Source organism: Mesorhizobium sp. WSM1293 (assembly GCF_000513875.1).
Lineage (GTDB): Bacteria > Pseudomonadota > Alphaproteobacteria > Rhizobiales > Rhizobiaceae > Mesorhizobium > Mesorhizobium ciceri.
In genome coordinates this window covers 1-12,507 of the sequence record NZ_AZUV01000008.1, presented here as the reverse complement: position 1 = coordinate 12,507, position 12,507 = coordinate 1, and the positions used below count along the sequence as shown (strand labels likewise).

Annotated in this window: 9 protein-coding genes; 3 read left to right on the top strand and 6 right to left on the bottom strand. The window is 62.9% G+C overall.

What is annotated here, in order from left to right; genetic code table 11:
- Nucleotides 1-9 precede the first annotated feature (9 nt).
- Nucleotides 10-1,542 (bottom strand): hypothetical protein, encoded by a 1,533-nt coding sequence (locus tag M729_RS0109900; RefSeq protein WP_027161465.1) that lies wholly within the window; start codon nt 1,540-1,542, stop codon nt 10-12.
- 107 nt (nt 1,543-1,649) lie between these two features.
- The gene (locus tag M729_RS0109895; RefSeq protein ID WP_024503584.1) at nt 1,650-2,225 is read right to left on the bottom strand and encodes a GNAT family N-acetyltransferase; all 576 of its coding nucleotides are present in this window, start codon (nt 2,223-2,225) and stop codon (nt 1,650-1,652) included.
- 65 nt (nt 2,226-2,290) lie between these two features.
- On the opposite strand from M729_RS0109895, the gene M729_RS0109890 reads away from it, so the two are divergent.
- Entirely contained in the window at nt 2,291-3,619 is a 1,329-nt protein-coding gene (locus M729_RS0109890; RefSeq protein WP_027161464.1) for a DNA polymerase IV, read from the top strand.
- On the opposite strand, the gene M729_RS0109885 is transcribed toward M729_RS0109890, so the two are convergent.
- On the bottom strand, nt 3,616-4,122 hold the full coding sequence (locus tag M729_RS0109885; RefSeq protein WP_024503586.1) for a hypothetical protein: 507 nt from the start codon (nt 4,120-4,122) through the stop codon (nt 3,616-3,618). The genes M729_RS0109890 and M729_RS0109885 overlap by 4 nt on opposite strands.
- Before the next feature lie 198 nt (nt 4,123-4,320).
- On the opposite strand from M729_RS0109885, the gene M729_RS0109880 reads away from it, so the two are divergent.
- A complete protein-coding gene (locus M729_RS0109880; protein WP_013531939.1) occupies nt 4,321-5,202 on the top strand; it encodes a DMT family transporter in 882 nt (293 codons plus the stop codon).
- A 12-nt stretch (nt 5,203-5,214) separates the two neighbouring features.
- Here the strand turns inward: M729_RS0109880 and M729_RS0109875 are convergent, their stop codons facing one another.
- The 3 genes from M729_RS0109875 to M729_RS0109865 all read right to left on the bottom strand — a co-directional run bounded on the left by M729_RS0109875 (nt 5,215) and on the right by M729_RS0109865 (nt 11,733).
- The gene (locus M729_RS0109875) at nt 5,215-6,018 is read right to left on the bottom strand and encodes a potassium channel family protein (protein ID WP_027161463.1); all 804 of its coding nucleotides are present in this window, start codon (nt 6,016-6,018) and stop codon (nt 5,215-5,217) included.
- A 67-nt stretch (nt 6,019-6,085) separates the two neighbouring features.
- On the bottom strand, nt 6,086-9,613 hold the full coding sequence (gene dnaE / locus M729_RS0109870) for a DNA polymerase III subunit alpha (RefSeq protein ID WP_027161462.1): 3,528 nt from the start codon (nt 9,611-9,613) through the stop codon (nt 6,086-6,088).
- Between the two features lie 107 nt (nt 9,614-9,720).
- Nucleotides 9,721-11,733 carry an acetyl/propionyl/methylcrotonyl-CoA carboxylase subunit alpha gene (locus M729_RS0109865; RefSeq protein WP_027161461.1) on the bottom strand — a complete coding sequence of 671 codons (2,013 nt, stop codon included), beginning with the start codon at nt 11,731-11,733 and terminating at the stop codon, nt 9,721-9,723.
- Nucleotides 11,734-11,931: 198 nt separating this feature from the next.
- On the opposite strand from M729_RS0109865, the gene M729_RS0109860 reads away from it, so the two are divergent.
- Nucleotides 11,932-12,507: alcohol dehydrogenase catalytic domain-containing protein (locus tag M729_RS0109860; protein WP_027161662.1), on the top strand; the 576-nt coding region annotated here is incomplete at its 3' end.

The window sequence follows — 12,507 nt, the reverse complement described above, 5'->3', positions numbered from 1 at the left end:
CTCCAGCCTTCAGGGGTTCAGTTTCGCACCTGCGCCGCCGCTGTCGTCCCCACTGTCATCGTCGCCGTCACCATCGTCCACGCTGTCGTCCACGGCCGGATCGGCAGGCTTCAGCATGACGCCATTGACGGTGACCGAACCGTCGGCCTTGGCGTTGACGATCCATTCCAGCCGGCCATCGGGCAGCGTCTTGCCAAAGCCCTTCGCCATGAGAGCGACTGGCACGTATTGGGCCACTTCCGGTTCCGACTTTGCCGCTTCCTGCAGGCCTTCGACAAGCTTGTCGAAGCCGGCGACATCGACGGTCACGCTACCTTCGGGCTTTTCGCCTGGGAATGTCATCTCGCCTTCCAGGGCGATCTCCGTATCCTTGTTCTTCACGGTGCTGTGGCCAAGCACGACCTTCGGCGTCTTGGCCATGAAGTCGGCCTTAAGCTGCTCGCCGAATTCGGCAGACAGCGGCGGATTCTTATTGAGATCAAAGGCTTCGATCGCCTTCTTCGCCATGCTGTCGAGATCGATATTGGCGCCGCCAAAGTTCAAATCGACATCGGTGGGCAACAACCCCACGCTCCAGCTCGGGAGAAGCTGGGTCGGCACGGTCAGTCCCGATGCCTTGATGCCGTAGGTGATCGTGCCATTTTGGGCGACGCCGTCGGAGCCGAACACGGTGCTGAGCTGGGTGGCGCCGAAATTGCCGACCGGGCTTTCCACCGCGAAATCCTTGAAACCATAGGTCCCGTCGATACGCTGCCAAAGCGGTAAGGCGGCGAACAAAAGCGATTTGAGCTGCGCCTGGTTGGCCTTCAGCGTCGCCTCGTCCTCATTGGCCACTGCAAATGCCAGGAGATCGAGCAATGGCTTGATCTGCACGCCCTTGCCGCTGGCTTCGACCGATAGTTCCGGCGACCTGACGGTGACCGGGAATTTCAGCCCGCTCTCGGGGTCATCGAAATTGATCGCTTCGACAAAACTCGACACCTTCTGCGAGGTTGTGAAATCGACGCCCCCGGTCGCCGACTTGGTCGCGGCAACGGTCGCGATGCCAGCGCCGGCGCTGGCCTCCATGTGCTGCTTGGCATCCTTCGACGTCATCGTCATGCCGGCCATCGAACTGGTGCCGCTGGTGAAGGCCGCCAGATTTGGATCGTAGACGCCCGAGCCCTTGCCGTCCTTGATCGAAAACTGAGTGCTTTGCAGCCCTTCGGGTCCGTTGAACTCGAAGGAGGCGCTCTGGGAGAAATCCATCGAGACATCCCAGGATCCGTCGCTGCGCGGCTTGACCATCAGGGCATAGGGCGCGAAGTCGAACTTCAGCAGTTTCTGGTCCGGAAATGATGCGGCAAGTGCCTTGAAATCGAACAGGATCTTGTAAGCACCACCTTCCAGCGAAACCTTCAAAATGCCTTTGTCGATCGCCTGCTTGCCGACATAGCGGGACAAGTCGTCGGACAATTGCTTCGCACCCTGACTGTCGACGGTCTGACTGAGAGCAGGGGCACTCAACGCAAGAAGGAACACGAATGGCAGGGCACGGTTCACGCGAATTCTCCGTTTGACCGAGAAGAAAGGCTTTGTCCGTCTGGTATGAAATTACCGCTGCAACCGCAAGGTGAGATCGACAACGGCATCCGGGCAGGCAATCTCGATCAAAGCACCAGCCGCATCAGCGGCCGACCGGCCTTGCGTTCCAACAGCCTCTCGAAACCAGCCTTCTCGAAGACCCGCGACGAGCCGACGAACAGGCCGATCGAACGCGAATCGCGAGACAGATCTATCGGACAAGCCTCGAGCAGCCGTGCACCGTTCTGGCGGGCAAAATCGATGCCGCCTTCGACGAGGCGATGCGTGATGCCCCTGCCGCGCGCCTTGCCGCGGATGAAAAAGCAGGAGATCGCCCAGACGGCCGGATCCGTGGCGTCGGCAGGATCGACCGGTGCCGACCCCCTGCCCTGGTTGTTCCATTCGGGCACGTCGGCGCGCGGTCCGATCTGCATCCAGCCAACCGCCTGACCGTCCTCGAATGCCAGCAGGCCCGGCGGCGGGCCGGCCTCGATGCGCGCCTTGATGTGGTCCTTGTTGCGTTCCCGGCTGCTCTCGCGGCGCATCGCCGGCGCCAGCCGGAAATGCGTGCACCAGCAACCGTAGCAGGCACCTTGCTTGCCGAAGAGGTCCTCGAATTCAGCCCAAAGCTCGGGCGCAAGCGGCGCTATGGTCGTGCTCATGCGTTCTCCCCAGGCCAGCCTTGTCGCTGGCCTTGCACTGTCGTACCATTGCCTCTGTTCTCTTTATGTTCGCAGCGATGGCGGCCCCTGTCAACAATCCCGATCACGGTTTTTGCCGCGACTGCCTGATGCTTCAGCGCAGCCAGACGCGCCGCTGCGAGCGCTGCGGCAGCCCCCGGCTTGCGCGTCATCCCGAGCTTTACCGGCTGCATCTGGCCCATATCGATTGCGACGCCTTCTATGCGGCAATCGAAAAGCGCGACAATCCGGCGCTCAAGGACAAGCCGCTGATCATCGGCGGCGGCAAGCGCGGCGTCGTCTCCACCGCATGCTACATCGCCCGCATCCAGGGGGTGCGCTCGGCCATGCCGATGTTCAAGGCGCTCGAAGCCTGCCCGGAGGCGGTGGTCATCAGCCCCAACATGGAAAAATACGTCCGCGTCGGCCGCGAGGTGCGCGCCATGATGCAGGCGCTGACGCCGCTGGTCGAGCCGCTGTCGATCGACGAGGCGTTTCTCGACCTCGCCGGCACCGAACGGCTGCACGGCCTGCCACCCGCTGTGGTGCTGGCGCGCTTTGCGCTGGCGGTCGAGAAGGAGATCGGCATCACCGTTTCGGCCGGCCTGTCCTACTGCAAGTTCCTCGCCAAGATAGCGTCGGACTTCCGTAAACCGCGCGGCTTCTCGGTCATCGGCGAAGCCGAGGCGGTCGGCTTCCTGGCGGCGCAGCCGGTGACCATGATCTGGGGTGTCGGCAAGGCGTTCAACGCAACGCTGGAGCGTGACGGCATCCGCACCATCGGCCAGCTGCAGCAGATGGATCGCGGCGATCTCATGCGCCGCTACGGCACGATGGGCGACCGGCTCTACCACCTTTCGCGCGGCGAGGATGTCCGCCGCGTCGATCCCGATCAGGATGCCAAGAGCGTATCGGCCGAAACCACCTTCGATACCGACATCGCGTCGCTGGAAGAGCTGGTGGCGGTGCTGAGGGGGCTTTCGGAAAAGGTTTCGGCACGGCTGAAAAAGTCAGGCATTGCCGGGCGCACCGTGGTGCTGAAACTGAAGAGCCAGGATTTCAAGCTGCGCACGCGCAATCGCCAGCTCGGCGACCCGACCCGGCTCGCCGACCGCATCTTTCAGACTGGGGTGGAGCTTCTGCGCAAGGAAACCGACGGCACGAAGTATCGGCTGCTCGGCATCGGCGTCAGCGACCTCTCGGACGACGACAAGGCCGACCCGCCCGATCTGGTCGACATCCAGTCGCGCAAGCGCGCCATGGCTGAAGGCGCCATCGATGCCTTGCGCGACAAGTTCGGCCGCAAGGCGGTGGAAACCGGCTACACATTCGGCAAGGGCCGCGATGCCCATCCGCCGGAGCCGCTCGAGGATTAGGTGCGCTGCAAGTCTATCCTGCTCGTCACCACGCTCTTGCCGGTTTTCGGGTCGGTGTCGATGACGGTCAGCCGCATGCCGTTCTCGCCGCGTTTCTCGACCTTCATCTGCGCCCTTCGGTCGCCATTGACCTCCTTGGCCCAGCGAATGCCCAGGTTGATCGCATTGCCCGAACGGCTGCCGTTGAGTTGCGCCGGCCCCGTGCGAGAGCCGACATAGGTGCCGCTGTATTTGGCACCTGTAACTTTCAGATTGGCGCTGATGGCCCGCGACACCACAATGAGACCGCGGCAATTTCCATCCAGCGATAGCGAGGTTGAGGTCGCATTCGACTTGAAGCTGCACGATACGCTGACGTTCGGAGCATCCGTGGTTACCTGGACAGTGCCCTTGCCGGCGAAATTGCCCTTGAACGACTGGAGAAATTGGGTCTCGTCGGCATGTGCTGCGCCTGCCGCAACCAATAGACCGCCGGTAAGCGCGAATTGCGCGAAGGATCTCATCGAAGCTCTCCTTGTCGTTTTCGAAAAAAGGCGGGGCGATCCACGAGCACGGCTGACCATCGGGACTCAACGCCACCTACCGTTTCAGGTTCCGTCCGCCACATGACTGTTTTACAACATCGAGCCAGTCGCGACTGGCCCAGAAGAATGCCTTGGCTAGCGGTTGCGGCAGAGGTGCTGGCCTGCGACATAGCGCGAATGGCACCCACCCCCTCGATCCCCAAGGCCGCGTTCTGGATGGCGCTGTCTATCGCCTCGTTCCTTGGCATGACGGTCGCCGGCCGGGCCACGACAGCGGAGCTCAACGTCTTCCAAGTGCTGGAGTTGCGCTCCGTGATCGGCTTCTTCATCCTGCTGCCGCTGGTGATGATGAGTGGCGGCTTTCAAGCCATGCGCACGCAGCGCCCGGTTGCCCATATCGCCCGCAACGTCATCCATTACACGGGCCAGGCGGCATGGCTCTACGCCCTCACCTTGATTCCGCTGGCCGTGTTGATCTCGATCGAATTCACCACTCCGATCTGGACAGCTATCCTGGCGGTGATCTTTCTGGGCGAAAGGCTGAACCGGCCCAAGTTGGCAGCGATCGCGCTGGGGCTGATCGGCGTGGTGATCATCGTGCGCCCCGGTGTCGGCTCGGTCGATCCTGGACATCTCGTCGTGCTGGGCGCCGCGGCCTGCTTCGGCATCTCGGTGGTCACCGTCAAGTCGCTGACCCGGACGGACAGCGTCGTACGCATCATCTGCTGGATGCTGATTGTCCAGTCGGTGGTCGGTCTCATCCCGGCGCTCTATACGTGGCGCAACCCGCCACTGGAGCTATGGCCATGGATCGTGCTGATCGCCTTCACCGGCATGTCGTCGCATTTCTGCATGGCCCGCGCGCTTGGCTATGCCGACGCGACCATCGTCTCGCCGATGGATTTTCTACGCGTGCCGCTATCGGCACTGATCGGCTGGCTGCTCTATAGCGAGCAGATCGACGCCTTCACCGCCGGCGGCGCGCTGCTGATCCTGATGGGCAATCTGCTCAATCTGCAGCGCAGGCAGATAAAGCCGGCCGAAGTGGCGGCGTCGTAGTCCCGCCGGCCGTCAGTTCCCTTCGTCGGGTATGTTGAGAAGATGGCCGCAGGCCTTGCAATGCACGGCGTCCGGCTCGTGCCGCCGCAAGCCGCACTGCGGACAGGGAAACAACACCTTGGCTGGCCGGAAGATCGCCTGAGCCAGTCTGACAAACAGCGATATGCCGATGATCATGGTGACGATTGCCGTCAGCTTGCCGGCCATGCCCGGCAGCACGATGTCGCCGAAGCCGGTCGTCGTCACCGTGGCGACAGTGAAATAAAGCGCGTCGATATAGTTTTCCAGGCCGGCGCCAGTGCGAAAGAAGAACGTGTAGACGAAGCCGGTGATGACGAACAGGAAGGTCAAAAGGTTGATGACCGCGTGGCTGGCCTCTCGCCACGGCCGCAGTCCTCGCATCTCGAAATGCCGCCAGAGCGAACCGCTGCGCGACAGCGACCACAGCCGCAGGATGCGCAGGAAGGCGAGATTGGCAAACGCCGTTGGCATCAGCAGCGTCAAGAGGATGAAGACATCGACCCACGACGTCGGCTGCTTCATCAGCCGCAGCATGTTCTTGGAGGCAAGCAGGCGGGCAGCGAGGTCCGCGGCAACCAGCGCGGCCGCCGAATAGTCGAGCCAGAGGAATGACGGCTTGTCCTGGAGAACCGGCGTCGCGATGAAGAAGGCGATGATGGCGAGGTCGATGACGACGGCCACCAGTTGGAACCGGAAAGCGGCCGGCGTGCGCCCATGATAAAGCCTGCGCAGCCGGTCACGCAGCCGCGCCAAGACCGAAACCGCCTGCGACCCATTCCTCTGCGCCGGCTTCATGCTGACTGCGCCGGCGTTGGCGGCAGCGACCGCCCGGCTGATTGCCGCGCGCCGAAACGAGCGGGGGTCACACCAATTCCACTTCGACCACGCCCGGCACCGCGCGCATCGCCGAGGCGATCTGCGGCGAGATACGGTAGCGGTTCGGCAGCTCTATCTCGATTTCACCCTCGCCTTCTTCCTTGATCAGCACGAAACTGACCTGGCCTTCGCCCCTGACGGTCAGTTGGCCGGCCAGCGTGTTGATCGGCGTGGCGTTGCGCACGAAGATACGCAGCGCCTTCTGGATGCGACTTGCCTCATCCTCCAGCGACTGCACCGAGTTGATGCGCAGATTGACGCCTTCCGGCCTGTCCTCGGCCGCAACGGTGATGACGACGGAGCGGCCGGCCTCGAGCAGGTCGCGATACTGTGCCAGTCCTTCCGAAAACAGCACGGCTTCGTACTGGCCTGATGTATCCGAAAAGGCGATGACGCCCATCTTGTTGCCGGTGCGCGTCTTGCGTTCTTGCTTGGATGTCACCGTGCCGGCCAGGCGGCCGGCGGCGGCACCGCGTTTGACGGCCGCCGAGAACTCGGCCCACGTTTGCACCCGCATCTTCTGCAGGGCCGCCTTGTACTCGTCGAGCGGGTGGGCCGAGAGGTAGAAGCCGACCACCTGGAATTCACGGTGCAGCCGGTCGGCGGCGAGCCACGGCTCTGTCGCCGGCAGATTGAGTGCCTGCGACTGGGCGCCGAGCGAGGCGCCGAAGATGTCGTGCTGTCCGGAAACCGCGTTCTGCTGCGCCAGCGACGCCAGCCCCATCATGCGTTCCACGCCCGCCATCATCGACGCGCGGTCGTGGCCGAAGCAGTCGAGCGCGCCGGCCATGATCAGGCTTTCGAAGACGCGCTTGCCGACGATCTTGGGATCGACCCGCTCGCAGAAATCGGCGAGGCTCTTGAACGGCTTTTCGCCACGCTGGGCAACGATGTGCTCGACCGCCGCGTCGCCGACGCCCTTGAGCGCTGCCAGCGAATAGTAGATGCGGTTCTCGCCGACCTCGAAGGGGCGAAAGCTCGATGTCACCGACGGCGCCAGAACCTCGATGCCGAGGCGCAGCGCGTCCTGGCGGAAATCGGCGAGCTTGTCGGTGTTGCCCATATCGAGCGTCATCGACGCCGCCAGGAACTCGACCGGATAATGCGCCTTGAGATAGGCGGTCTGGTATGAAACCACCGCATAGGCGGCGGCGTGCGATTTGTTGAAACCATAGTCGGCGAACTTGGCCAGCAGGTCGAAAATGAAGTCGGCTTGCGGCTTGCCGACGCCACGCTCGACCGCGCCGGAGACGAAGCGCTCACGCTGCTTGTCCATCTCGGCGCGAATCTTCTTGCCCATGGCGCGGCGCAGCAGATCGGCTTCGCCGAGCGAGTAGCCCGACAGCTCCTGCGCGATCTGCATCACCTGTTCCTGGTAGACGATGACGCCTTGCGTCTCCTTCACCAGATGGTCGATCTTGGGATGGATCGAGGCCATCTCCTCCTCGCCATGCTTGCGGGCGTTGTAGGTCGGGATGTTTTCCATCGGGCCGGGTCGATACAGTGCGACCAGCGCGATGATATCCTCGATGCAGTCGGGCCGCATGCCGATCAGCGCCTTGCGCATGCCGGCACTTTCCACCTGGAACACGCCGACCACTTCGCCGCGCGACAGCATGGCGTAGGTCTCGGGATCGTCGAGCGGGATGGTTGCCAGGTCGATCTCGATGCCGCGCCGGCGGATCAGCTTCACCGCCGTCTCCAGCACGGTCAGCGTCTTCAGGCCGAGGAAGTCGAACTTCACCAGTCCGGCCTGCTCGACATATTTCATGTTGAACTGGGTGACGGGCATGTCCGAGCGCGGATCGCGGTACATCGGCACCAGCTCCGACAGCGGCCGGTCGCCGATAACGATGCCGGCGGCGTGCGTCGAGGCATGGCGGTAGAGGCCTTCCAGCTTCTGCGCCATGTCGAGCAGCGTCTGGACGATCGGCTCCCTCTCGGCCTCTTCGGCAAAGCGCGGCTCGTTGGCGATGGCGTCGGCGAGCTTGACCGGATTGGCCGGGTTCTGCGGCACCATCTTGGAGAGCTTGTCGACCTGGCCATAGGGCATCTGCAGGACGCGGCCGACGTCGCGCAGCACGGCGCGCGCCTGCAGCGTACCGAAGGTGATGATCTGGCCGACCTGGTCGCGGCCGTATTTCTGCTGGACGTAGCGGATGACCTCCTCGCGCCGATCCTGGCAGAAGTCGATGTCGAAGTCGGGCATCGACACGCGGTCGGGATTGAGGAAGCGCTCGAACAGCAGCGAGAAGCGCAGCGGATCAATGTCGGTGATGGTGGTCGAATAGGCGACCAGCGAGCCTGCGCCCGAACCGCGGCCAGGCCCGACCGGAATGCCTTGCGCCTTGGCCCATTTGATGAAGTCGGCAACGATCAGGAAGTAGCCGGGAAACTTCATCTTGGTGATGATGCCAAGCTCGAAGTTCAACCGCTCGCGGTATTGCTCGACCGTATAGCCCGCGGTCGGGCCATGCATGGCAAGGCGCGCGTCGAGCCCCTCATGGGCCTGGCGGGCCAGTTCGTCGGCTTCCGCCTGCACGGCGGCGTCATTGTCGGCGACATCGCCGCCGGTGAAGCGCGGCAGGATCGGATTGCGGTTCTTCGGGTAATAGGAGCAACGCAGCGCGATCTCGACAGTGTTGTCGATCGCCTCCGGCAGGTCGGCAAAGAGCCTTGCCATATCGGCCTGGCTGCGCAGGAAATTGTCGGGCGACAGCCGGCGGCGGTTGTCAGCGGCAACGACCGATCCCTCGGCAATGGCAATCAGCGCGTCATGTGCGTCATAGTCGTCGCGAGAGGAAAAGAACGCCTCGTTGGTGGCGACCAGCGGCAGTTCATGGGCATAGGCCAGATCGATCGAGGATTTTTCGATCAGGCGATCATAACCGGAAACCCGGTCAAGCTCGACATAGAGCCGGTCGCCGAACATCTCCTTGAGAGTCAAAAGCCGGGCTTCGGCCAGATCGCGGCGATCTTCCTTGAGCGCGGTGCCGATCGGTCCGCGCGGTCCGCCGCTGAGGCAGATCAACCCGTCACAATAGCTTTCCATCATTTCGGTGGTCAGGTGCACGGCTTCGCCCGGCGGCGTTTCGAGGTAGACGCGGCTGACCAGCCTGACCAGATTGGAATAGCCCGCCTCGGTCGCGGCAAGCAGGACGACCGGCCGCATATCGGGACCTTGCCGTCGGCGGTCGCGCTGGCCATCGCTGTTTTCGCCGGAAAAGGCGAGCGCCGTCTGGCAGCCGATGATCGGCTGGATGCCGTCCTTCACCGCCTTCTGCGCGAATTCGAGCGCGCCGAACAGGTTGTTGGTGTCGGTGACGGCGATGGCCGGGGCTTCGTCCTTGACCGCATGAGCCACCACCTTGCCGATCTGCAAGGCGCCTTCCAGCAGCGAATAGGCCGAATGCACGCGCAAATGGACGAAGGGCCGCGCCGGGGCCTCCGGCCGCGCCGCAGCAATCGCCGCTTCGCGCTTCAAGGGATCGCGGGGGAGTTTTTCGTCGGCCATGGTGCTGCGTGAAGGTCCTTGAGTCGATGGAGATGTATTGTCCGGGACCGCGCGATGCCAGTCCAGCACAAACCACTGCTGATCACAGGCTGCCTGCCCGGCTAGCCCTAAGCAAACTCCATGATCACAGCGTCGACAGCCAGGCTGTCGCCAGGCTTGGCGTTGAGTTTGGAGACGACAAGGTCGCGTTCGGCGCGCAGCACGTTTTCCATCTTCATCGCTTCGACCACCGCCAATGTCTCGCCTGCCTTGACCTCCTGGCCTTCGGCAACGGCAATCGACACGACAAGGCCGGGCATCGGGCAAAGCAGCAGCTTCGACGTGTCCGGCGCTACCTTTTCGGGCATCAGCCTTTCCAGTTCGGCGGTGCGCGGCAGCATGGGGCGCGCGGTCACCGACATGCCTTTCCAGGCGATGCGAAAGCCATTGGCGACCGGCCTGACCTGAGCCGTAACCTTGCGCTTGCCGACCGTACCGCGCCAGACCAGATCGCCCGGCCGCCAGTCGGATGCAACGGTCAGCGCCTTGCCGCCCGCGATCGACAGATCGACTTCCATCGGAATGGAAATCATGCCCTCGATGATGGACGCCGACAGATAGTCATCATCGATCTTCACGACCCAGTCGCGCTTCAGCGCTCCCGAATGCGGCGCCAGGCGCCCGCCCAGCCGATCAAGCCGATCACGTCGCAGCAGTTCCACTGCGGTCGCGATCGACGCCAGCACCGCTTTCTCGTCGTCGTTCGACACGACCGGCGCGAAACCGTCGGGATATTCCTCCGATATGAAAGCGGTCGATATCCGCCCTTCCCGCCAACGCTGATGCTGCATCAAGGCAGCCAGGAACGGAATGTTGTGCTCGATTCCGTCGACGACGAAGCTGTCGAGCGCTTCCGACATGGCATCGATGGCTTCCAGACGCGTCGGCGCCCAGGTGCACAGCTTGGCCAGCATCGGATCGTAGAACATCGAGATTTCGGAGCCTTCGGTGACGCCGGTGTCGTTGCGGATGACGACATCGCCGAATTGTCCTTCCTCCGGCGGCCGGTAGCGCGTCAGCCGGCCGATCGAAGGCAGGAAATTGCGGTAAGGGTCTTCGGCATAGAGCCGGCTTTCCACCGCCCAGCCGTTCAGCTCGATGTCGCTTTGCTTCAGGCCAAGCTTTTCGCCGGCGGCGACGCGGATCATCTGCTCGACCAGATCGATGCCGGTGATGAGCTCCGTCACCGGGTGCTCGACCTGCAATCGTGTATTCATTTCAAGGAAATAGAAGTTCTTGTCATTGTCGACGATGAATTCGACCGTGCCGGCGCTCTGGTAGTCGACGGCCTTGGCCAGCGCCACAGACTGCTCGCCCATGGCCTTGCGTGTCGCTGCGTCCAGGAATGGCGACGGCGCCTCTTCGGCGACCTTCTGGTTGCGTCGCTGGATCGAGCATTCGCGCTCGCCGAGATAGAGCGCGTTGCCATGCGCGTCGGCCAGCACCTGGATTTCGATGTGGCGCGGATCGACGACGAATTTCTCGATGAAGAGACGATCGTCGCCGAACGAACTCTTGGCTTCCGAGCGCGCGCGGTCGAAGCCATCGCGCACTTCGGCTTCGCTCCAGGCGATGCGCATGCCCTTGCCGCCGCCGCCGGCCGAAGCCTTGATCATCACGGGATAACCGATTTCGCCGGCGATCTTTTCGGCATGATCGGCATTCTCGATGACGCCGAGCCAGCCGGGCACGGTGGAAACCTTGGCGGCGTTGGCGAACTTCTTCGATTCGATCTTGTCGCCCATCGCCTTGATCGCCTTGGGCTTCGGGCCGATGAAAATGATGCCTTCCGCTTCCAGCGCCTCACAGAAGGCCGCCCGCTCGGACAGGAATCCGTAGCCGGGGTGCACGGCCTGGGCTCCCGTCTCCTTGCACGCGGCGATGATCTTTTCAGGGACGAGATAGCTCAGCGCGGCTGGCGAAGGCCCGATATGCACCGCCTCGTCGGCCATCTCGACATGCACGGCGTCGCGATCGGCATCGGAATAGACCGCGACCGTGGCAATGCCCATCTTGCGCGCCGTCTTAATGACGCGGCAGGCAATTTCGCCGCGATTGGCGATCAGGATCTTGGTGAACATGCGAAATGTCATCCCTCGGGTCGGCCGTTCCTTTTATGGCCTGTGCTTGCAGGGTCAAGCCGACCATGCAATTCACTGCCTTTCAATCGACTTGCGATTCCAATTCATCGCTGTGGCCCAGTCGGGGAGCCAGCTGCCAGTTGATCGTGTCGGCAAAACCTGAAACCTTGGAAAAAAATTCGTATTGGAGGACGCCTGATGAAAACCCGCGCCGCTGTCGCTGTCGCCGCCGGAAAGCCGCTGGAGATCATGGAGGTCGACCTCGAGGGCCCGCGCGAGGGCGAAGTGCTGGTCGAGATCAAGGCGACAGGCATTTGCCACACCGATGAATTCACGCTGTCGGGCGCCGATCCGGAAGGTCTGTTTCCGGCCATCCTCGGCCATGAAGGCGCCGGCGTCGTCGTCGATGTCGGCAAGGGTGTCACCTCGCTCAAGAAGGGCGACCACGTCATCCCGCTCTATACGCCCGAATGCCGCCAGTGCCCGTCCTGCCTGTCGAGAAAGACGAACCTCTGCACGGCGATCCGCGCCACGCAGGGCCAGGGCCTNATGCCCGATGGTTCNTCGCGCTTCTCGATCGGCAAGGACAAGATCTTTCACTATATGGGCTGCTCGACCTTCTCCAACTTCACCGTGCTGCCCGAGATCGCNCTGGCCAAGGTCAANCCNGACGCGCCCTTCGACAAGATCTGCTACATCGGCTGCGGCGTCACCACCGGCATCGGTGCCGTGATCAACACCGCCAAGGTCGAGATCGGCGCCACCGCGGTCGTC

Bases quoted from the DNA above. Each gene is read 5' to 3' on its own strand.
- M729_RS0109895 (WP_024503584.1), bottom strand. From the start codon at position 2,225: ATGAGCACGACCATAGCGCCGCTTGCGCCCGAGCTTTGGGCTGAATTC.
- M729_RS0109890 (WP_027161464.1), top strand. From the start codon at position 2,291: ATGTTCGCAGCGATGGCGGCCCCTGTCAACAATCCCGATCACGGTTTT.
- M729_RS0109885 (WP_024503586.1), bottom strand. From the start codon at position 4,122: ATGAGATCCTTCGCGCAATTCGCGCTTACCGGCGGTCTATTGGTTGCG.
- M729_RS0109875 (WP_027161463.1), bottom strand. From the start codon at position 6,018: ATGAAGCCGGCGCAGAGGAATGGGTCGCAGGCGGTTTCGGTCTTGGCG.
- M729_RS0109880 (WP_013531939.1), top strand. From the start codon at position 4,321: ATGGCACCCACCCCCTCGATCCCCAAGGCCGCGTTCTGGATGGCGCTG.
- M729_RS0109865 (WP_027161461.1), bottom strand. From the start codon at position 11,733: ATGTTCACCAAGATCCTGATCGCCAATCGCGGCGAAATTGCCTGCCGC.
- dnaE (WP_027161462.1), bottom strand. From the start codon at position 9,613: ATGGCCGACGAAAAACTCCCCCGCGATCCCTTGAAGCGCGAAGCGGCG.